This window comes from Priestia sp. TGN 0903 (genome assembly GCF_050846855.1).
In the GTDB taxonomy this organism is placed as follows: Bacteria; Bacillota; Bacilli; order Bacillales; family Bacillaceae_H; genus Priestia; species Priestia zanthoxyli.
The window spans coordinates 976,943-997,231 of sequence record NZ_JBOZGL010000001.1; the positions used below are offsets into that span (position 1 = coordinate 976,943).

At 36.2% G+C, this 20,289-nt stretch carries 22 protein-coding genes and 1 pseudogene; 7 read left to right on the forward strand and 16 right to left on the reverse strand.

Features of this window, described 5'->3' with window-relative positions; translation table 11 throughout:
* Positions 1-71: 71 nt before the first annotated feature.
* Entirely contained in the window at positions 72-569 is a 498-nt protein-coding gene (locus tag ACRPLY_RS05035) for a DinB family protein (protein ID WP_033578599.1), read from the forward strand.
* Between the two features lie 114 nt (positions 570-683).
* Here the strand turns inward: ACRPLY_RS05035 and ACRPLY_RS05040 are convergent.
* A pseudogene (locus ACRPLY_RS05040) lies at positions 684-869 on the reverse strand (cysteine hydrolase); the annotation flags it as partial.
* 6 nt (positions 870-875) lie between these two features.
* Complete coding sequence (locus ACRPLY_RS05045) at positions 876-1,076, reverse strand: DUF1272 domain-containing protein (RefSeq protein ID WP_165635767.1); 201 nt, start codon at positions 1,074-1,076, stop codon at positions 876-878.
* A gap of 144 nt (positions 1,077-1,220) precedes the next feature.
* On the opposite strand from ACRPLY_RS05045, the gene ACRPLY_RS05050 reads away from it, so the two are divergent.
* Positions 1,221-1,643, forward strand: a complete 423-nt coding sequence (locus tag ACRPLY_RS05050) for an Lrp/AsnC family transcriptional regulator (protein ID WP_047751251.1) — start codon at positions 1,221-1,223, stop codon at positions 1,641-1,643.
* A 19-nt stretch (positions 1,644-1,662) separates the two neighbouring features.
* Positions 1,663-1,974: a hypothetical protein gene (locus tag ACRPLY_RS05055; protein ID WP_155017178.1), complete on the forward strand. Its 312-nt coding sequence runs from the start codon at positions 1,663-1,665 to the stop codon at positions 1,972-1,974.
* A 1,205-nt stretch (positions 1,975-3,179) separates the two neighbouring features.
* Here the strand turns inward: ACRPLY_RS05055 and ACRPLY_RS05060 are convergent.
* The 9 genes from ACRPLY_RS05060 to ACRPLY_RS05100 form a co-directional block, all read right to left on the reverse strand.
* The gene (locus tag ACRPLY_RS05060; protein ID WP_432231635.1) at positions 3,180-3,788 is read right to left on the reverse strand and encodes an ROK family protein; all 609 of its coding nucleotides are present in this window, start codon (positions 3,786-3,788) and stop codon (positions 3,180-3,182) included.
* A gap of 12 nt (positions 3,789-3,800) precedes the next feature.
* The gene (locus tag ACRPLY_RS05065) at positions 3,801-4,073 is read right to left on the reverse strand and encodes a hypothetical protein (protein ID WP_432231636.1); all 273 of its coding nucleotides are present in this window, start codon (positions 4,071-4,073) and stop codon (positions 3,801-3,803) included.
* Between the two features lie 112 nt (positions 4,074-4,185).
* A complete protein-coding gene (locus tag ACRPLY_RS05070) occupies positions 4,186-5,514 on the reverse strand; it encodes a PTS sugar transporter subunit IIC (RefSeq protein ID WP_098627288.1) in 1,329 nt (442 codons plus the stop codon).
* 12 nt (positions 5,515-5,526) lie between these two features.
* Positions 5,527-6,933 carry a GH1 family beta-glucosidase gene (locus tag ACRPLY_RS05075; protein ID WP_432231637.1) on the reverse strand — a complete coding sequence of 469 codons (1,407 nt, stop codon included), beginning with the start codon at positions 6,931-6,933 and terminating at the stop codon, positions 5,527-5,529.
* A 14-nt stretch (positions 6,934-6,947) separates the two neighbouring features.
* The gene (locus tag ACRPLY_RS05080) at positions 6,948-7,256 is read right to left on the reverse strand and encodes a PTS sugar transporter subunit IIB (protein ID WP_014460687.1); all 309 of its coding nucleotides are present in this window, start codon (positions 7,254-7,256) and stop codon (positions 6,948-6,950) included.
* A 1-nt stretch (position 7,257) separates the two neighbouring features.
* Complete coding sequence (locus ACRPLY_RS05085) at positions 7,258-7,599, reverse strand: PTS lactose/cellobiose transporter subunit IIA (protein WP_014460688.1); 342 nt, start codon at positions 7,597-7,599, stop codon at positions 7,258-7,260.
* A 142-nt stretch (positions 7,600-7,741) separates the two neighbouring features.
* Positions 7,742-8,455 (reverse strand): GntR family transcriptional regulator, encoded by a 714-nt coding sequence (locus ACRPLY_RS05090; protein ID WP_155017175.1) that lies wholly within the window; start codon positions 8,453-8,455, stop codon positions 7,742-7,744.
* 661 nt (positions 8,456-9,116) lie between these two features.
* Positions 9,117-9,890 carry a TerC family protein gene (locus tag ACRPLY_RS05095; RefSeq protein ID WP_033578590.1) on the reverse strand — a complete coding sequence of 258 codons (774 nt, stop codon included), beginning with the start codon at positions 9,888-9,890 and terminating at the stop codon, positions 9,117-9,119.
* A 383-nt stretch (positions 9,891-10,273) separates the two neighbouring features.
* Positions 10,274-10,894, reverse strand: coding sequence for a TetR/AcrR family transcriptional regulator (locus ACRPLY_RS05100; protein WP_033578589.1), 621 nt, complete (start codon positions 10,892-10,894; stop codon positions 10,274-10,276).
* A gap of 136 nt (positions 10,895-11,030) precedes the next feature.
* On the opposite strand from ACRPLY_RS05100, the gene ACRPLY_RS05105 reads away from it, so the two are divergent.
* A complete protein-coding gene (locus ACRPLY_RS05105) occupies positions 11,031-13,253 on the forward strand; it encodes an MMPL family transporter (RefSeq protein WP_432231638.1) in 2,223 nt (740 codons plus the stop codon).
* A gap of 106 nt (positions 13,254-13,359) precedes the next feature.
* Here the strand turns inward: ACRPLY_RS05105 and ACRPLY_RS05110 are convergent, their stop codons facing one another.
* The 3 genes from ACRPLY_RS05110 to ACRPLY_RS05120 all read right to left on the reverse strand — a co-directional run bounded on the left by ACRPLY_RS05110 (position 13,360) and on the right by ACRPLY_RS05120 (position 14,047).
* Entirely contained in the window at positions 13,360-13,596 is a 237-nt protein-coding gene (locus ACRPLY_RS05110) for a hypothetical protein (RefSeq protein WP_154991487.1), read from the reverse strand.
* Between the two features lie 68 nt (positions 13,597-13,664).
* Positions 13,665-13,856 (reverse strand): hypothetical protein, encoded by a 192-nt coding sequence (locus ACRPLY_RS05115; RefSeq protein ID WP_033578587.1) that lies wholly within the window; start codon positions 13,854-13,856, stop codon positions 13,665-13,667.
* A 53-nt stretch (positions 13,857-13,909) separates the two neighbouring features.
* Entirely contained in the window at positions 13,910-14,047 is a 138-nt protein-coding gene (locus ACRPLY_RS05120) for a hypothetical protein (protein ID WP_165635762.1), read from the reverse strand.
* Positions 14,048-14,549: 502 nt separating this feature from the next.
* On the opposite strand from ACRPLY_RS05120, the gene ACRPLY_RS05125 reads away from it, so the two are divergent.
* Positions 14,550-14,771 (forward strand): hypothetical protein, encoded by a 222-nt coding sequence (locus ACRPLY_RS05125; protein ID WP_028413859.1) that lies wholly within the window; start codon positions 14,550-14,552, stop codon positions 14,769-14,771.
* A 79-nt stretch (positions 14,772-14,850) separates the two neighbouring features.
* Here ACRPLY_RS05125 and ACRPLY_RS05130 read toward each other — a convergent pair whose 3' ends face one another.
* Positions 14,851-16,347 carry a class I adenylate-forming enzyme family protein gene (locus ACRPLY_RS05130; RefSeq protein WP_154991488.1) on the reverse strand — a complete coding sequence of 499 codons (1,497 nt, stop codon included), beginning with the start codon at positions 16,345-16,347 and terminating at the stop codon, positions 14,851-14,853.
* A gap of 442 nt (positions 16,348-16,789) precedes the next feature.
* On the opposite strand from ACRPLY_RS05130, the gene cax reads away from it, so the two are divergent.
* Both cax and ACRPLY_RS05140 read left to right on the forward strand, forming a co-directional pair.
* Positions 16,790-17,833: a calcium/proton exchanger gene (gene cax / locus ACRPLY_RS05135; RefSeq protein ID WP_154991489.1), complete on the forward strand. Its 1,044-nt coding sequence runs from the start codon at positions 16,790-16,792 to the stop codon at positions 17,831-17,833.
* A 366-nt stretch (positions 17,834-18,199) separates the two neighbouring features.
* The gene (locus ACRPLY_RS05140; protein WP_325077855.1) at positions 18,200-19,714 is read left to right on the forward strand and encodes an arylsulfotransferase family protein; all 1,515 of its coding nucleotides are present in this window, start codon (positions 18,200-18,202) and stop codon (positions 19,712-19,714) included.
* A 110-nt stretch (positions 19,715-19,824) separates the two neighbouring features.
* On the opposite strand, the gene ACRPLY_RS05145 is transcribed toward ACRPLY_RS05140, so the two are convergent.
* Positions 19,825-20,223, reverse strand: coding sequence for a hypothetical protein (locus tag ACRPLY_RS05145; protein ID WP_034327810.1), 399 nt, complete (start codon positions 20,221-20,223; stop codon positions 19,825-19,827).
* Positions 20,224-20,289 lie beyond the last annotated feature (66 nt).

Below are 20,289 nucleotides of genomic sequence, written 5' to 3' on the forward strand. Positions count from 1 at the left end.
GTACATATATTAAACTGATTTGTGTTAGACTGTTAAAAGCGTATGACTTTGAAGAAGAAAGGCTGAAAAACATGACACAAACAAATACAGCATTTCGTGATGCACTTATCAAATCACTCAGAGGTGAAAGAGGTCATCTTCCAACAATTAATGCAATAACCGACATTAATATGGAACTTGCTTCACATAAACAAAAGGAATTACCTTACTCTATTTATCAATTAGTGAAGCATATGAGCTATTGGCAAGACTTTTTACTTGCTCTTGCTAAAGGAGAAAACCCTGAGAGACCGAAAAGTGTAAGTGAAAGCTGGCCTGAACATCCTGCTCCGGTTGATGAGGAAGAATGGCAAAAGACGATCCAGCATTTTTGTGATGGAATTGACGAAGCTTGTCACTTAGCTGAGACATTATCAATCGAAGAACCTCTGGATGCTTGGCCAAGTGAAACCCCAGGGGGATTACTGCGTAATATTGCTTCTCACAACAGCTATCATCTAGGTGAAATTGTCATTATGAGAAGATTAAACGGAGCATGGCCACCGCCAACGGGAGGCTTTCCTGCTTAGATTGAGACATAATGCAGAAATAAAGCTCTAAAAAGCGTCCATTAAACACTTTTAGAGCTTTATTTTAGTTGTGTACTCTTATCTTTGTGAATAATGTGTCGGACGAAACAAGTCTTACTCTGTATTTCTGACAATTGAAAAGTGTGCAACGTTGTAATGACCATGTAAAGTTTCACTATAATGCTTTATGATTTGTTTAGCACTTAAACCATTACTGTCCGTTGTTGAATGTCCATCACCCACTAATGTCACATCCACTCCATCGATTGTAGCTGTTCTGACTTCACTATCTATACAGTGTTATGTCTAAATCAATGAGCAACTTAGCGGATTTTCTTGCCTCCTTGGTCTCTTGACCAGCTCCCCTTCACAGTTAGGACAAATATACATCGCACTTTCACTACATTTATCACAGAATGTACATTCATGTGTACAGATATAAGCAACAGAGCTATTATGGAGTTTCTTATTGCACTTTTCGCATGTATTTCTCATTTCTAAAGCCATTAAATCCCTCCTTTTGATATAATTAAATTGTATTGTATAAATTTCTATTTTCACATATCAATTTTATTGTATTACTAATTAATAGCTTTAATATTGACGGAAAATTCATTATTTTAACTTATAATTTAAAGCGGGGTATGTTTTATGGATGAAATTGATAAAAATATATTACTACATCTACAAGAGAATGCTCGTTTGTCCGTTACACAGTTGGGAAAGCTGGTTGGTTTATCCACCCCTGCTGTTAATGAAAGAGTAAAAAAACTTGAAGAGAAAAACATAATAGATGGATATAGAGCAATAATTAACCCTGAAAATTTCAACAAACCTGTAACTGCTTTTATTTTATACAGCAATACAAAATGCAAGCAATTTGTAGAATATTGTAAAGAACACCCTGAAGTTATCGAATGTCATCGTTTGGCGGGTCAATACAACTATCTAGTAAAAGTTTTAACTACTTCCGTTCAATCTCTTGAAACATTTATTGATGAATCTATGGCTTTTGGAGAGCCATCTACATTGATTAAACTTTCATCACCAGTTGTCTATAAAGCAATAAAATAGAAAGGGAGAAATATCCAATATGAAAAAGCGGATTTTGAGTTGGAGCATTCTTGTTGGGGTTATTATTATTGTAGCTATTGGCATACCAAGGATAACAGCTAATGAAGCAAGCGCTTTAGGTTCATCAGAAGAAAAAAAGAAAGTAGAAGAACTCGAAGAAAATTTCCGAAAGTGGTCACTTGAACCACTGGATAAGTTTATGGTGCAAAGTTACCAAGCAAAGCCGAATGGACATCAGTGGAATAGTGTGAAACAAAAATCAATTAAAAATTACCGTGTCACATATTACACGTTTTTTGGATTTCGTTACATGGAAGCAGAAGTTAGTTGAATCTAACATGGAAAGATAAGATTTGCGCAGAATATTATGCCACATGCCCGTTTTTTTTATCATGATCCATTCGATGTTACATAGATATAAAAAATAAACGTACAAAAAAAAGGTAATGCAACATGCACTACCTTTTTTGTATTGTAATTGTTCTCTAAAACATATGAAATTATTTTAAAATGATCAATATTATAGATTAAAAGGATTTTATTACCTTTTATGGTATACTCAAACCTGAACTATTCTTAAGGAGTGAACGAATTGGAAGTGAATAACCAAACTCAAATGAGAACAGTTATTGAGTAGATGTCTAATGCAAATACCAATTTTAGAAAAGGTGATGTGTGTAGATGAGTCAAAGATATGTTCAGCATCGTTTATTTCCTTACTTATTGGCCGTATTTTCCGTATATTTACTTATCAGTAAAAGTAGCTTTATACCATGGTCCATCCTTGCATTTATAGTAGTTAGCACAAGCGTAATAGATAAAAGATATAAGTCTTCAGAAAACACTAAGAGATATATTTTTGCGAATAAGAGACTAGATTTTGTGTACAGACTTTTTTTATCTATCAGTGTTTTATTTATTATGATGAATCTACTTGTCTTAAAATTAGGTACAATATCTGTACTATATGTTCTTCTTCTACTATTTTTGACATCCATATTACTGTTCACTAGTCATATGGAATAATACGCTGTCTGTAGAATAACGAATGGTGGAGTTTTATCAATTAGAGAGGAGCATAAAATTGCAATCAACTTTTCAAATAAGATTTAAAGACATACTACTCATTATTCTAACCTTATTACTTGTCATCTCCGTATTAGTAAATTGCGCTAGTTATTTTAATAGCAAGCAAATCGAAAGCATCAGTTCACAATGTTACGATAAAGGCGGAGAAGTCATACTTGAGATACATAACCCTTTTACCAATGATTATTCTTTTATGTGTAGGTAGGCGTTATCTATCTACTCCAGTGTTTTTTCATAAATGCAGGGACATTTTCATTTTGCATTTTAACGAACGGTCTTTGCAAAAATAAATAAGCGCAGCTGCTTACTTCAGCTACGCTTATTTATTTAAATCTTTATGTTGATATTGACCTATAAACCACTCAATTCTCTACCTATACCTTATCTAGATCTAGATGAAAATCTCTTCATTATGGTCTGTACATGCCATAGCTCTACTGTTTAGTCTCAAATTAACTCCAACGTTTTTCGAGACGCAATATGATGGTAAACTGCACCAATCATACCTGATTGATTTCCAAAACTAGTAGATCTGATAACAGCACAGAATGCTGGATCAATTTCTAAGATTCTCTGTTTTAATTCGTTTATGAATGTTTTTCTTGAAGTAATTCCTCCCCCGATATAAAAAGTAGGAAGAGCAAACACATAATATAAGTTTAAGATGTTCATTGCCAATCCACTATATAAGTCACTAACCAGAAGCGATGCCACTTCTTCCCCTTGGTCGTAAGCTTCAAAGATTTGTTCACCTGAGACATTTTGAAAAGGTATATTCATACACTCTGCATATTTTTGGCGAATAACCGCCAGCGTAGCTGTTTTGTTAAATTTATGATTTTCTGCACTATCACTCGTAACGTGTTCACTGAACATATGTCCAAACTCACCAGATTGGTTACGTCTCCCTCTATAAAGAGCGTCGTTCAAATAAATTGCGCCTCCAATTCCTGTTCCAATAGTTAGACAAAGAAAGTCAGTCTCTTCTTTTGCACTTCCTTTCCATTTTTCTGCTAGAGCTACACAATTCGCATCGTTTTCTGCACTTATTTCCAAATCAGGAAATTGTTATTTAAAATATGCAAAGATATTGAACCCATTAAAATCTTCAATAGCACCGCCCATTTCAATAAAACCTGTATTAGGATTAATAAAACCAGGTATGCTTAGAGCTAGCCCTACTACATCAGAATCCATTCGGCTTTCAATTTGAGTAAGAATAGTCTGCCCTTTCCTATTGGCTAGAGGTATTTTTACGGATTCAACAAGATCACCGGAAAGAGAAAATTTCCCCATTTTTAAATCGGTACCACCAATATCACAAGCTAATACAAATTTCATTGTATATCCTACTTTCTTCTTCAAAATATTGACTATAACTTCATTATAAGTGCATAAATAAAGAATTTCCCCCTATAAAAGTATACGGGGGGTAATTCTTTATTTAGTTGTTTTAAGCAATATTACTTTCTGATTGTTTTTTTGCTTCGAGCTCTTCATTGTAAGAAATACTATCTTGCATTCTGACAAAAGGAAGATAAATCATTACTGACATTGCAATGGTTACTATTTGCAATAAAGCCCCTCTCCAGCCGCCAATCAAGAAGCCAGAAACAACCGGCGGTGTGGTCCAAGGAACCTGAAGTGCATTGAAAGGCTCTACCCATCCCCAAATGATAGAGAAGTAAACCATAAATGATGCGATTGCAGGAACAATAATAAAAGGAACAAACATTATTGGGTTAAATACAATTGGCATACCAAAAATGATTGGCTCGTTTATATTGAATAAGCCAGGAGCTAAAGATAATCGACCGAGCTGCTTTAAGTGCGATGATCGGGCCACTATAAGGGCTGCAATAATAAAACCAATGGTAATACCTGATCCCCCTAGTTTCGTAAATACATCCAAGAATTGAATGGTTACAACTTTAGCATTCTCGCCTACAACAAGCTCTTTACCAGAATCCAATATTGCTTGGTTTTGTAGAGCATTGGCTGTTAGAAGCGGTCCCATTACTCCCATAATAATGGCAGCACCATGAATTCCACACCACCAAAGAAGTGACATTAAGACCATGATAAGAACTGCACCAGTAAGCGTGTCCGTCAAATTTTGCACGGGTACTTGCAGCAGTTTATAAACAATTTCAGTGAATGTCTTATTTGCAAAAGCTTGGCATAATCCAAAGACAATGGCAGCTACTGTAATGATGGCAAACCCAGGAATTAGTGCAGAGAACGAGTTTGCAACGCCTGGCGGAACACCTTCTGGCATTTTAATACGAATATCACGCTTAATAAACTGCGAATACACAAAACCAACAAATAGACCAACTACAATCGAGGCTAGTACACCCTGCCCGCCGGTCCAAACTTTGGGAATAACACCTGTGACGGTTTCTCCGCTTTTTGCCAAGACAGAGGACTGAGTGATAATAAGGAAGGCAACTACACCTAAAATACCAGCTGGCGTACCTTCAATTTTTTCGTTCCGGACGTATGAATAAGCGATTCCAAACACACCAATAAGAGCCAGAATATCAAATGTAGAACCGACAACCTGGGTAAGTGGAAGGTTCCACTGTTCTCCAAATAATTTCACCATAGCCTCTTCCCAGCCTGGAATAGGGGCAGCGAGAATTAATAGAAAGAGAGAGCCGATAATTGTCATCGGCATTGTTAAAATAAACCCATCCTTAATTGCAAGTGTTGGTTTTGCATTTGCAAATCGAAGGAAGAACGGGGTGAACTTTTCAAATACACTTTCTAAGCGACCCATAGGGGTACCTCCTTAAAGTTCTTCTGCGCGTGTAGCGATAATATCCTTGTACCAAAAGAATGATTGCTTTCGTTTTCTTGCAAGATTATTTTTGTGATCGACATAAATGAATCCGTATTGTTTTTTATAACCATTTAACCAGCTAAGCAAATCAATGACAGACCATGCAAAGTATCCTGAGACGTTAATTCCTTCCATGACAGCTTTTTTGACAGCGCTTAAATGATTTTCAATATAGTCGATTCGAGGTTGATCATGAATCTCTTCACCAACGATAGGATCTTCATCTCCTAAACCGTTTTCCGTGATATACATTTTGATGTCCCCGTAGCGTTCTTTAAGCATACGCATCCCTTCTAGAAAAGCATCAGGAGCGATTTCCCATCCCCATTTGGTATATACCTTTTCTTCCATCATGACTGTTTTGTATACACCGTCAAATGAAGGATTTCCAGGTTTACCTGTTGAGTTCTCACGTCCACCAGACAATACGAGGGCTGAATCGTTTTTCATTACGCGCTGTGGGCAGTAATAGTTTAATCCGATGAAATCATTCATAGGTGCCGTTCTATGAAGCAAATCCAGTTCCTCTTCTGTCATTTGCGGGAGTAGCCCTTTAGCTTTGAGCTCTTTTATTACATATTGTGGGTAAGCTCCTTTCAAAATTGGATCATAATACCAATGTGTCGAATATGCATTCGCATGTCTTTCTGCAAATTTGTTCTCTTCGTCTTCATCAATGCTAAACGCCGGGTTAAAAACATGAGTAATGCCAATTTCCCCCTCATAGCTTGACTGTTTGAAAAGTTCAACCGCACGGGCATGAGCCACAAACACATTATGTGTCGCCTGAAAGTATGCTTTCGCATCCCCTTCAATTCCTGGTGGATGAGCACCGGTTAAATAGCCTAACGAACAAAAGATAACCGTTTCGTTAAAGGTAATCCAATTCCGTACTCGATCGCCGAATGCTTTAAAACAAACATCAGCAAACGTGACAAATGCATTGGCTGTTTTAGGATTTAGCCAGCCGCCTTCTTCTTCAAGCGTTTGAGGAAGGTCCCAGTGATACAATGTGACGAACGGAACAATTCCGTGTTTTAAACATTCATCAATGACATTATTATAGAATTCCAATCCTTTTTGATTTACTTCACCTGTACCGTTGGGAAGAATACGTGTCCAGGCAATGGAAAACCGATACGATTCCAATCCCATCTCTGCCATAAGTGCGATGTCTTCTTTATATCGGTGATAATGATCAATGGCCACATCACCGTTTGTTCCTTCAAATGTTTTACCGGGAATCTTTGAGAAGACGTCCCAGTTCGAAACCCCTTTACCGTCCTTGTTCCATGCCCCTTCTACTTGATAAGAAGCTGAAGCTGCGCCGAACAAGAAATCTTTTGGCATTTTCAAATCATTCACCCCGTTTATTTATTCGCTAATTTAATCGCGTGTTCAAGTACTTTTGCACCATTCATCATGCCGTAATCCACCGTGTTAATAACATCAATAGCGACACCTTTTGGTTCACAAACAGCTTTTCCTTTGTTTAACAAATACTTTACCTGAGGACCTAATAAAGCAACATCGATATTATCAACATACTTTTCCATCTCTGACTCAGGGTAAGCTGCAATCTCAGCTTCTACACCACGCTCACCAGCAAACGCTTTCATTTTCTCCACTAGCATACTTGTTGACATACCTGCTGCACAGAATAATCCAATCTTCACCATATCAATTCATCCCTTTCAATAAGTTAATTTCTTTTTGCATGGTCATCATATGATCCAATAGCTCTTTTACTAAGATCGTGTTCATCAAATGGTCTTGGGCATGAACCATCAATACACCAACCCGTGCCGATTTCCCTTGGGCCTCTAGTGTGACAAATTTTGTTTGAATAGCATGTGCTTCGTTTAAAATTGAATTCGCTTTTGCTACTTCTGCTTCTGCCTCTTCTACTTTGTTTTCTCTGAGCAGATGTAAAGCAGCGTGATAGCTCGCTTTAGCATCACCTGAAAATGCAATTAATCCAAAAATATCTTCAGAGCTAATCTCAATCGATTCTTCAACCATATATGTACACCCTTTCGTAAGTACAAATCTAATTTGTTGGTACAAATTTTATAAATTTATAATAACTTACTCAGATTCATATGTAAACTATTTTTTTTATTTTCAGACAAAAAAAAAAAGAGCCCTGAGCTCTCTTTGCACCTTAACTACCCTTCATATTTGATACTTTTAGCAATTTTACATGTTTGAAGTGATGCACTGACTGTGAATAATCAAAAATAGCACCGTTTATTAAATAAACCGTATTATCTACCACCAAAGCCGGATCATTCTCTTTTAATCCCAATAAATCAGCTTGCTCACACATAAGATAATCGGCACGAATAACACGATCTGCAAAGCCAATTGCTAGTTGCTGGTCATTGCGTAAATATGTATAAATGGATTTTTTTACAATATTTTCATCAAGATATTTAACAAGATTTTTGTTAAAATATGAAGTTTCAATTGAAAATGGATCTCCATCAACATATCTTAGCCTTTTCACATAATAAATAGGTGATCCAATCTTGCATCCCATATTTTGAGCGAGTTCCTCGTCCGCAGTAATTACTTTAAAATCTAGGAGCTTGTTTTCTACAAGACGGTCACTAAAGTCATTGGTAACTCCTTGTAGCTTTTCAAGATTAACGTATCCATTGTTGTGATGATTACGAATAAATGCACCGCTGCCCTGAACTTGATATACATATCCTTTATTTACGAGAATTTCAATTGCTTTTCGTACTGTATTACGGCTCACCTGATACTTTGCTGCATATTCATCTTCAGTCAAAAGTTTATTTGTTTTTTGATAAACATGCTCAGTAATATCAGATTCAATTTGGCCAGCTACTTGCAGATATTTTGGCATCATTCTGTTTTACACCTCTCTATACAAACTAAAAAACTAGGGATTATTATAGCATAAAATACGGAAAGAAGTGCTTTTATGAATATACTTGAAATAAAAAAAAGCTTTATAGCCTTGTTCAATATGAAGATAGCGCTACTACTTATATTACTCCTAAAGTACTGGAATTGACGTATTGTAAAACATCTAAGATTTTGCAAATCATTATACTTACGGATCAAAAATGAAGTTCGATGGCTTTATCTAATTGCTTTTTTAATGCAAGTTAAAGTTAGCTTTAAGTCAAGGTTTCCAAGAATAATTTCCAAAAAAAAAAACGATTTTGCAAATCATAAAAATAAGTCTACACCTTAACCGTACGGACTTAAAATTAAGTTAGTTCATTGTTTTTTTGGGGGGTTTTCTTGATTTCCTGCTTTACTGATTATCGTAAAGGGAACAAAAATAATAAATAAAATAACTAAGTTCGTTTTCACAATCGTTTCAATTAAAAAGTGCGTTAACCCTGCTTGGGTTAACGCACTTGATCGTTAGGCCTGAACCAGCAAAACTCACTTTTGTATAGAATCTAAACATCCTTTCAAATGCTGAAATAGGGATCCATTTTGACGGGAAGAGTAAGGGTAATTAGTAAATTCAGGGTGCGCATTACGCTCGATTACTTTTAAGCCGATGATTTTTCTGATGACTTATTGCCCGGTGCAAACCAACCCAATAGCGCGATACCAACTAATACTCCATAGAAAATCAGTGTCCAAGCAGTGCTATGAGGGAAATGAGAATCTAAGACCCCGATATCTTTATGTGCAAAAGTAATAACCGCAAGTTTCACACCGACCCAGGCAACAATTGCATATGCTGTCGTTTCTAAGGCAGGTCGCTTTTCGAGAAGTTTTACAAACCAGGTTGCTGCAAACTTGATTAAGATAAGACCTGCAACTCCTCCAAGAACTACAACTGCAAACTGTCCTCCATCCATCCCACCGATTTCTCCAAACTGTGAATCCGGAAGCCCAAGAGCTATGGCCACTGCAGCTAAAATAGAATCTATGGCAAAAGCAAGGTCAGCTAACGCAATTTTCCCCACTGTTGGCCAGAACCCCTTTCCAGCAGACTCCTTCTCATCATCATCATGAATATTCTCATTATGTTTCCCAAACCGCGCCTGAATGACATGCTTCAAACCTAGATACAGGAGATAAACGGCTCCTATGGCCTGTATCCACCAGACGTTGGCGATAAATGAAATGGCAAAAAGAGCTCCAAATCGAAAAATAAATGCCATCAGAATTCCGTAATTAATCGCTCTTTTTTTCTGATCCTCGGGTAAATGCTTGGCTATAACTGCCAGTACAAGAGCGTTGTCAGCTGATAATAATCCTTCTAATCCAATTAGGATCAATAATGCCCATACGTATTCGAGCCAAATAGATTCCATCCGCTTCTCCCCTTTCCAAAATGTAAGCTGCTATGCTAAAGGTTTTGTTTACAATAGAATAACCATATATGCTAAAGGCAACCCTAAAAGATAGGATTTTCATTATTTTAACACTAACCTTCTATAAAATACTGCTTTAAATACAAATAAAAACCAAATTATTAAATTTTTACGTTTTTTATCATATAACTTCGCTTTTTTACATGATTAATGAAAACTTCGGGCCAACATCTCCATAAGTTGGATGGTTAATAGGTAATGGGTATTATTTCAGACTTTTTTTTACAAAGTGCTTGCGACCAATGAAAAGAACGGCTAAAAAATATTGATGAATATTTTTTAGCCGTTCTTTATTTCTTCTTTGTACCATGCAATAAAACAGGTCAATTAGGACTAATCCCTACCCAAAAAAGATCTACTAGAGCCTGAGCCGTTTTTTCAGGGCCTCCTAATTCAGTTATTAATTCTTTTTTATTCCGAATCATTGTGACCATAGAAAATGTATGCGCAAGCAAGCGAGGGCTTGTTACGACAATTTCACCGTTGTTTGCAGCTTGTTTGAATACGTTCTCCAATGCCTGATGTATGGCTTTCTCTGCTTCACGAATTTCATGAATATGATCTTCTGTAAGCGAAGAAGTAGCTTCCTGCAATAATGTTTCAAAATCAATATGCGGTCTCTTTAAGTGATCCAATGTTACCTCGTATAATCTATGTTTCAGCCCTTTGGAATTTTGTAATAATTTCTCTGTCTGTTTTGTAATACGTTGGAACATGCTTGATACCGAAACGGTAAATAAAGTGGCCTTATTTTTAAAGTAGTAGTAAACACTAGCCTTAGTCACATCGCTAGCCTCAGCTACTTGCTCCATTGAGACTCTTTCATATCCATATGCCATAAATAAATGGGCAGCAGTCTTTAAAATTTGCTCTCTTGTTATATTATTTTCAGTTGTTATTTTGGGTCTGCCAGGCTTTTTTTTTGGTGTCTTATCAGTATTCATAAGAGGGCCTCCTTCTAGTTCAAGAAATTGCCACATTTAAACTAGTTGATTAATTAACCTTCTGGTATATATAATTATTGAAGGTTCTATATATATTGTAATAGAAACAAACAGATTTGGAAATGAGGGAGAATTAATGAAAGAATCACCTTTAGCAACATTCAGTCGATATATGACTGGGAAAGTGAGTCGATGGATTGTAATTGCCGTATGGATTTTGGCAACTGTAGTCCTCACGATTGCTTGGCCTGCTGTGAATAAGACGGAAGTAAACAATGCACCAAACTTAAGTGAGAATTCACCTTCCGTAGAAGCTGAAAATCTTATAAAGAAAGAATTCCCTAATTCATCAGGGGTTCCTGCCTTACTTACATGGCACAAAGAATCAGGTTTGAATAATGATGATCTAAAATCTATTCAGCAAATGGCGGCGGATTTAGAAAAGAAACCATTAGAAGCACAAACGTCTACTCCGCCTTTGCATAAATTACCGTTAGCAGCTCTGCAAAAGATGGTTTCGAAAGACGGAACAACTCTTGTACAGCCTATTTTCTTTGAAGAAAACGTTGAAACGGATGTACTAGAAAAAAACCTAGATACGATTAAAAAACAAGTAAAAGAGAATGTTTCATACGATTCTTTTGCGACGGATATCGATGAAAAAGATAAGCTAAGCACGCGCGTTACAGGACCTGTAGGAATTCAAGTAGATGCAACCAGCCTATTTGAAGGAGCAGACGTTTCCTTACTAATCGCGACAGTTTTATTAGTCTTAATTTTACTTCTTGTCATTTATCGTTCCCCCATTTTAGCGATTATTCCTTTGATCGGTGTAGGTTTTGCCTATGGGGTGCTGAGTCCAACTCTCGGTATTTTAGCAGATAAAGGATGGATTACGGTCGATTCACAGTCCATATCCATTATGACCGTTTTATTATTTGGAGCCGGAACAGACTATTGTTTATTTTTAATTTCTCATTATCGCGATGAGCTTCGCAAAGTAAAAGATAAGAGACAAGCACTTATCACCGCCTTTAAAGGTGCTTCAGGTGCTATAGCGATGAGTGGCTTTACGGTTGTCATCTCTCTTTTAGCTTTAATCGTAGCAAAGTACGGGGCTTACCACCGTTTTGCAATCCCGTTTAGTTTATCTATTCTGGTTATGGGATTAGCGAGCTTAACTCTTATTCCTGCCCTGCTTGCAGTTATGGGAAGAGGTTCTTTTTATCCTTTTGTTCCTCGCACTCCCGAAATGGAAGAAGAATTGGCGAAAAAGAAAGGAAAACCGGTGCGTGACCGAAAAGAGAAAAACCGTTTCGGGAATTGGATCGGTAATGTGGTGACGACTAAACCATGGACAATCATTGTAGCTTGTCTAGTCTTTTTTGGAGCTTTATCCATATACTCTAGTCAAATCAAGTACACGTATGATTTATTGTCTTCTTTCCCTGAAGATATGCCTTCTCGTGAAGGATTTACGATTATCTCTGACGCTTACTCTCCTGGTGAACTAGCACCAGCACAAGTAGTAATTGATACAGAAGGAAAATCGGTAAATCTAGAAAAAGAGTTAAAGAAAAACGATCTTATTAGTACCGTTTCTGCACCTCAAAGCGGTAAAAGTAATAAGGATTTAAAGGTATATGACGTCACGTTTAATGTAAATCCATATAGTATAACAGCTATGGAGGCTATTCCAGACTTGAAAGATGCAGCCGAAAAGGCACTGTCACAGTCCGGAGTTTCCTCAGTAAAATCCAAAGTATGGATTGGCGGTCAAACAGCGACGCAATATGACACGATGACTGTTAGTGATAAAGACAACAGTATTATTGTCCCGTTAATTATTATTTTTATATCGCTGCTGCTAGTGGCTTACTTGCGTTCTATTGTAGCTATGCTTTATTTAGTGGGAACCGTTATCCTCTCTTACAGTGCAGCTTTAGGCTTAGGCTGGCTCATCATCCACAATATCATGGGAGCAGATGCTATCCAAGGAGCGATTCCTTTATACGCATTTGTATTCTTAGTGGCGCTTGGTGAGGATTATAATATTTTTATGATCTCAAGCATCTGGCAGAAAAAGAAATACATGCCGTTAAAACAAGCGATTAAAGAAGGCGTAAGTGAAACAAGCGGTGTTATCACATCAGCTGGAATTATTTTAGCTGCTACATTCGCGGTTCTAGCAACACTGCCTATTCAAGTTCTGGTTCAGTTCGGAATTATCACGGCTTTAGGTGTTCTGTTAGATACCTTTATTGTGCGACCATTCCTTGTACCTGCGATCACTACGGTTTTAGGAAGATTTGCTTTCTGGCCAGGTAAAGCTGAAGTGGTATCAGAAAAAGAGAATTAAGTAGTAAAACAAAGGTGTTTTATAATTGATTTACTATATGGCTTCTATGAATGTAAAACCAAGAAAAAAGCAAAGAGAATATTAATATTCTCTTTGCTTTTTTAATTTACTTCCATCTGTGCTCTTCTTTATCTGTTAGCTTTACGATAAACGGAAATAAACCAATAAGAGATATAGCAACAATCCCACTTAAATAACCTAGCCCCATTAAAGAACCAGCACCTTTAAAGGAGATAAATTGTCTGGTATGGCATTTAGGACACTTCTTTCCTTTCTTAGAAAACCCAAGTAACCATACATTTTTAGCGTTCCATTTGTAATTGCAATGATTGCAACAAGCCATATATACTCTACCTTTCTTGTCTTATGCTTTTATTTGTTTTTATGTAATTTTTGAGCGGAATTATAATGTTAGTTCATATTAGTCTGATGATGATTAAAAGTCATATTTATAATTTCTCCAAGCAACAGTCCTACAGCTGCTACTGGTATAAACACTTTAAACATACTAATAGAAACATCTAAGCCTAAAATCAGTAAAAGAAAATAACCAAATAAGAATCCTGTACAGATAAATGAATATTTTTTTATCAATTTTCTCAAAAAAACACCTCTTTTGCTTGAATACTCCATTCACATCTTTATGTATAAAAGGATCATTCATTCTTAACAAAACGTTTATTTCTTTTTTTAACTTGAACGACTTTATAAATAAACAAACCTAAAGAAACCAATAAAATTAACCAAAAGATTTGAAAAGCTACGTCCGCCCAATTAACACTTGATATATCCATATTATCGCCTCCTATATCTTTTACGAACGAATTTCATAAAAGTTCCATATTTGTATTATTTATTGTGTTTTCTAAGTGATATTCTCACTTGCACTTTAGAACCTCCTATAATCAGTCTTAACTTTAAATGTATTAAAAAAGGGGAATACACTTTGTAAAAAGGTGTGATTTTATTAACTTTTTACGTATTACCACAACGGCTGTTGTTCTTTCTTTTTTTGGTGTGATATTCAGAATCATTTACGGCCAAATAATTGGGGAAAAAGATTTTCAATTAGAAAGTCTCGTTGGTCTCTTCGTTGGATTTTTTGTGAGTATTTTTTTCATTTATTGTTTTAATGATTATCGTAAAAAGAAAAAACATAATTAATTCACTAATTAGCAAACGAAGCACTCAATGCAAATTTTAATAATCTAGAATGGCTTTCCGCACAACTTTCATAAAAGCAGCTATTTAGGATAAATTATTACTGAAGAAACATATGCTACTGGAGGTCGTAACTTGTTAATAGGTGAGATTGTTCAAAAGCTAAATAATGGTGCTTCTTATGAAGATATTGCTTCTTCCATTAAAATTAGTGAAGATATCTTGAAAGATGATTTAAAGAAATTCGGATTTCACTACGATGATAAAGAAAGAAATCTCGTATTTACAGGATACGAATCTGAATATGAAAATACACTTTGTATTTGTTACTCTGATATCAGGAAACTTTCTACTTAACATTTTTGCGTTAAAATGATATTACTTCTATTAAATTATAAAAGCGCGGGCTGCATTCAGTCCGCGCTTTTAACCCTCTTCATTTCAGTTCTCTTTTTAATACTTTACCGAGCTGATTTTTAGGGAGTTGATCAATAAAATAAACTTCTGGAACTTTGTAACTTGCCAATCGTTCTCTACAATAGTTTAGAATATCTTCTTTTGTTAAAGGAGAAACAGGATCTTTTACCACGTAAGCTACAGGTTTTTCTCCATAAACAGGATCTTCTACGCCTACTACAGCAGCTTCTATAACAGTATCCATTTGCTCAATGATTTCTTCGACCTGATCGGGATAGATATTATCACCGCCATATACGATAACATCTTTATAGCGTCCCATAATATATAAAAAGCCGTCTTGATCTATCTTTCCAGCGTCCCCCATATAGAACCAGCCGTTTCTAAGAACTTTGTCAGTCGCCTCTTGATTATGCCAATAGCCTTTAAAACAATAGGGGCTTTTTATAATAATCTCTCCAACTTCTCCCGTTTTCATTTCTTGTCCTGAATCAGGATCCATAATTTTTACTTCTACACCAGAAAGAGGCTTACCCGCCGATTCAATTTTTTCATTTCCCATATCCGGTGTCCATACACTCACTGTCCATGCTTCTGTACTTCCATACCCTTGGATCATTCTAATGCCTAATTTATCATATTCCTTAATAAGATAAGCAGGAACTTTTGCTCCTCCTGCAATAGCAACCTTTAGTGAAGAGTTCTTTGACTCTGCATTTTTCACTCTTTCAAGCATTTGCATATACATAGAAGGAAACGCTAGCATCATAGTGATCTCGTGAGTTTCAATCGTTTCCCACATGATTTCTGGTGTAGGATCTGACAACAGAAACAACCCCATTCCGTTGGAAACAGATTTTAAAATATTGTTAATAGAACTCATATGATAAAAAGGATGCGAGGCAAGAAATCGACCATCCTCTTCATAGTCTATTCGTTGACTCGATGGTTGTATATAAGAATACACGTGACCATGCTCAATCATACAGCCCTTTGCATTGCCAGTTGTTCCAGAAGTAAAAAGAAGCATCGCAATGTCATCTTGAGAGACCTGTATATTTGGATTTAGTATAGAATACGCAGAAAAAATGTCATTATATTCTTCAACTGTCTCCACACTATTTTCTCTTCCTACTTGTAAAGTAATAACGTCATTTAATATTTCAGAATCAAAAGGAATAACCTCATGAAATTTTTGGTCGTAGAAAATAACTTTAGGTTGTGCACTGTCTAAAATATCGATAATTTCATACTTCGTCAGCTGCCAGCTAATAGGAACCGCTACGGCTCCAATTCTTAATGCAGCTAGCAGAATGGTAGGAAACGGATGATTATTTTGACATAGAATTGCAATTCGATCTCCTTTTTTAACATTATGGCTTAACAGGTAATGAGCCAGCTGATTGACACGTTCATTATATTCTTTAAATGTATGGAAAGATGTACTCCAAATTAAAGCCTCTTTTTCAGCAGATTGTTTAGCTCTTTGCTCTAATAGTTCTCCAAGTGTATACATGATAGCTCTCTCCTTTAATGATAATTACCAGTTTGAATCATATTTAAATGGTCCTTCATTCTAATTATTTTTAACTCTATAAACTACATTACCCAAACTTAACGTTAACGAAAACGTCAATTATAGACGTTTGAAAAATTCATATCTTTTGAACATGTAAAAGATACATATTAGTTATTCAGAAAAGACTATTCAGTATACTTTGAAGCTTATGCTGAGGAGTTCATAACGTTTGATCTTGTAAGGTTCTTTTCTTTTTTTAACTTTAGTCTCCTTTTGTAGCAGCTATTACGTATGTTCTCTTTCTATGCATCGAGTTAATTGCTAGTTGCACTCTCCATGTGAATAACAAAAGTCTTAAGAGTTATATTAATAAAAACGCTAAGATAATATAGAGCTTCTCTTCTTGCTATAGGATCTATAAATGACCATGGAGGAAAATATGAATAAAGTCTTTTTTATTTTTATGATTATTGGTGTACCTCTTTCAATTATTGGCAGCATGTTTAATTGGAATTATATTTTCATGTTTTTTATTTATTGCGTGACATTAATTAGTTTGGCTAATTACATTAGACGTTCCACTGAAAGCCTTAGCGTTGTAGTAGGTCCAACAGCAGGCGGATTACTGAACGCTACGTTTGGCAACGCTGCGGAAATTATTATTTCATTTTTTGCATTAAGTAAAGGATTAAATACAATCGTTATTTCCTCCATTACGGGAGCAGTTCTTGTTAATCTTCTTTTTGCCAGTGGAATATCCATGATCGTTGGAGGTATTCGATTTAAAAAGCAAAAATTTAGTGTGTTTAAAACACGACATAATACTTCCCTCTTAATGTTTGCTATTATCGTAACTTTTGTATTGCCGTTTATCTTTGCAAAACGCTTGGATGATAAAGATATGCAGGTTCTATCCACTTCTTTTGCTATTGTGATGCTGACCATTTACCTGCTTGCTCTTCTTTTTAAACTTGTCACGCATAAAGGGATTTTCACCGGAAACGCAGAAGAAAATGGAGAGGAACCAGAATGGGGAAAAAAGAAAGCAATCGTTGTGCTTGGACTGGCGACAATTGTACTAGCTTATATTAGTGAGAAACTTGTTGGCACCATTGAGCCAGTAGGTGCTGCTTTAGGCTGGAGTCACGTTTTTATTGGAATTATTGTTGTCGCCATAGTGGGAAGTGCTGCAGAGTACGTGTCAGCAATTGCCATGGCCTATAATAACAGAATGGACGTAATGGTGGAGATCTCCATTGGTTCAACCGTCCAAACGGCCATGTTTGTTGCTCCTATACTTGTTCTGTTCTCATACTTGTATGATTTCTTGCCTCTTGTGTTTAATACAGCGGAAATGATTGCGATGATTCTTGCCGCTCTCATGACGGTGACCGTTGTGAACGATGGTGATTCCAACTGGTTCGAAGGTGTTTTACTTGTTGGTACCTACATTGCGATAGGCTTTAGTTTTTACCTTTTATAGAATTTTTTCAAGAAAAAGATGAAAATTTCAGCTTACATAAAGACAAAGCTTGATCATCTTTTTAAATCTTGACGAATAATATATACACAAAAATTTGCTTTTCTTTTGCATGGTTTTCAACTTTAAACACAATTAAAGTATTGCTGTATTGATAATATATAATCGTATATGAACAAGAAAAACGAGCTCTTATCTGCTAAGAGCTCGTTTTTTATATTTATTTTATCTACCTTACATATAACCGTTTCAAATAAACAAAAGACACCAGTAAACCTAAAATGTATGTACATATTTTGAAGCGAATGACATATTAATAGCTCAAGAGACAGTGTTTACTAATAAAAGTTAGAGGAGATGAGAGTGAGAATGGATAATTTTAATTCACAATCATCCACTGATCATCCAAACCCGCAAGTATGGAATTTTGTTTCAGCTCCTAATTTACATCCCATGAAGGTTACCATTAATACTAATAAGCCTGGAACAGCTCCCGGCCTATTATTTGTTGCACCTTATACGGTATATGGAGCAGCGATGATTGGACAGACTGGCGCACTAATTATGGATCAGACGGGTAATCCAGTGTGGTTTAGACCGCTTGCTAGTAGGTATATCCAAAATACAGACTTTCGAGTACAAATATACTGCGGGAACCCTGTTCTTACGATGTGGCAAGGGACAATTTCAGGCACTCAAACTTCAAACCCTAACCTTCCAGTAGGTGAACCTGAGCCTGGTGCTTATTTTCAAATTATCAATCAGCATTATGAGGTCATTAAAAAGTTATTTGCTAAAAAAGGGTTTACCTCTGATTTGCACGAGTTTACAATCACCAAACGGAATACGGCTTTATTTACGGCGGTAAAACAAGTACCTGCAGATTTATCTAAGTATGGAGGACCCTTAAACGGGTATTTTAGTAATTACTCTATTCAAGAAGTAGACATTGAGACGGGAGAGCTTCTTTTCTTTTGGGATGTACTTAAACGTATTAATCCAGCTGATTCGATGGTACCTGCTTCATCCGCAACAAGCTCTAATAATATATGGGATTGTTACCACGTAAATTCAGTCGAAGAAGGTCCAAACAATACACTTTTAGTGAGCATGCGTAGTATGTGGGCTATTTATAATATTGACAAAGAAACGGGAAAGGTAATTTGGCAACTTGGTGGAAAGCAAAGTGATTTTAAGCTTGGACCGAACGCTAAATTTTCTTGGCAGCATGATGCGCGCTACAGGTCCGAAAACAGGATAAGCTTGTTTGACAATGCCTGCTGTGCTTCTCCTGATTCTCCACCTCAAGGGCAAGCGCGTGGTTTAATTCTTCACTTAGATTATAAACACAAGGTTGCAAATGTAAATCGAACATATTATCATGACCCCGCTTTATATGTTCCAAGTCAAGGAAATGCGCAAAAGCTTTCCAATGGAAATCAACTCATTGGGTGGGGACAAGAACCGTACCTTTCGGAATTTAGGAACGTTGGCAATACACGGAGAAACCCTTCATTTAATTTGTTATATGATATGCAGTATCCAAATCAGAATCTTTCGTATCGAGCCTTTAAAAATAAGTGGGTAGGTCTCCCACTTTATCCGCCTAGCATAACTGTAGACTTATTGCCCGACGGTGAAGCTACAGTTTACGCATCATGGAATGGTTCAACAGAAACAGTCGCTTGGCAGGTGCTGGCGGGACCAACACCTTTTAAATTGTCAGTAGTGGTATTTAGTACCCCTCGTACTGGATTTGAAACAGATATTCATGCTGAGGCAGGTGGTCCCTATTTTCAAGTCAAAGCATTAGATTCATGCGGGAACGTCATTGGTACATCACCAACTACTTACGTGAAAATAAGACGAAATAGACGAAAGTGAGCATTAATAATCCTCTATTAGATTTTTAAAAATGTTCGTATAGTGCCCCTACTCTGAAGACCTGGGGGAATACTTGATATAGATGAGTATGGGGTGCTTTTTCTCTCGAATTACTTACCTTTTAAAACAACATCTTCTGATTTGTCATTCCATTTAACAGTTAAAATCAAATGTTTAGATTTCATTATACCTTCACTAGCGTCAACCTTTACTTTCTCTTTAAAATTCCCTTCTTCATTTAACCTTGCGTCTCTCACTGCAATTCCATTTTGATTATTTGAAGTGTCTAAATTAATTCCAAAATCCCCTACGTTTTCTACCTTACCACCTAGATAATTTAAGTTAATTTGAGCTGTTTCTTTACTATTTTCAACGGGATATAACGTAATAGTAGCTGACCAGCTTTGAGTTTCACCTGAAAACTCTAAAGGATCCCCAGCTTTACTTTGACATCCAACTAATGAAACAAAAAAGAAAAGACTAAATAAAGCAATACAAAACTTTCTCATCCTCGTCCTCCATGTAAACAGCATAATGTCATTTTTACTAACTTATATTTTATTGAAATATATCCT

Bases quoted from the DNA above. Each gene is read 5' to 3' on its own strand.
- ACRPLY_RS05035 (WP_033578599.1), top strand. From the start codon at position 72: ATGACACAAACAAATACAGCATTTCGTGATGCACTTATCAAATCACTC.
- ACRPLY_RS05045 (WP_165635767.1), bottom strand. From the start codon at position 1,076: ATGGCTTTAGAAATGAGAAATACATGCGAAAAGTGCAATAAGAAACTC.
- ACRPLY_RS05050 (WP_047751251.1), top strand. From the start codon at position 1,221: ATGGATGAAATTGATAAAAATATATTACTACATCTACAAGAGAATGCT.
- ACRPLY_RS05055 (WP_155017178.1), top strand. From the start codon at position 1,663: ATGAAAAAGCGGATTTTGAGTTGGAGCATTCTTGTTGGGGTTATTATT.
- ACRPLY_RS05065 (WP_432231636.1), bottom strand. From the start codon at position 4,073: ATGAAATTTGTATTAGCTTGTGATATTGGTGGTACCGATTTAAAAATG.
- ACRPLY_RS05070 (WP_098627288.1), bottom strand. From the start codon at position 5,514: ATGGGTCGCTTAGAAAGTGTATTTGAAAAGTTCACCCCGTTCTTCCTT.
- ACRPLY_RS05080 (WP_014460687.1), bottom strand. From the start codon at position 7,256: ATGGTGAAGATTGGATTATTCTGTGCAGCAGGTATGTCAACAAGTATG.
- ACRPLY_RS05085 (WP_014460688.1), bottom strand. From the start codon at position 7,599: ATGGTTGAAGAATCGATTGAGATTAGCTCTGAAGATATTTTTGGATTA.
- ACRPLY_RS05090 (WP_155017175.1), bottom strand. From the start codon at position 8,455: ATGATGCCAAAATATCTGCAAGTAGCTGGCCAAATTGAATCTGATATT.
- ACRPLY_RS05095 (WP_033578590.1), bottom strand. From the start codon at position 9,890: ATGGAATCTATTTGGCTCGAATACGTATGGGCATTATTGATCCTAATT.
- ACRPLY_RS05100 (WP_033578589.1), bottom strand. From the start codon at position 10,894: ATGAATACTGATAAGACACCAAAAAAAAAGCCTGGCAGACCCAAAATA.
- ACRPLY_RS05105 (WP_432231638.1), top strand. From the start codon at position 11,031: ATGAAAGAATCACCTTTAGCAACATTCAGTCGATATATGACTGGGAAA.
- ACRPLY_RS05110 (WP_154991487.1), bottom strand. From the start codon at position 13,596: ATGGCTTGTTGCAATCATTGCAATTACAAATGGAACGCTAAAAATGTA.
- ACRPLY_RS05120 (WP_165635762.1), bottom strand. From the start codon at position 14,047: ATGGATATATCAAGTGTTAATTGGGCGGACGTAGCTTTTCAAATCTTT.
- ACRPLY_RS05130 (WP_154991488.1), bottom strand. From the start codon at position 16,347: ATGTATACACTTGGAGAACTATTAGAGCAAAGAGCTAAACAATCTGCT.
- cax (WP_154991489.1), top strand. From the start codon at position 16,790: ATGAATAAAGTCTTTTTTATTTTTATGATTATTGGTGTACCTCTTTCA.
- ACRPLY_RS05140 (WP_325077855.1), top strand. From the start codon at position 18,200: ATGGATAATTTTAATTCACAATCATCCACTGATCATCCAAACCCGCAA.
- ACRPLY_RS05145 (WP_034327810.1), bottom strand. From the start codon at position 20,223: ATGAGAAAGTTTTGTATTGCTTTATTTAGTCTTTTCTTTTTTGTTTCA.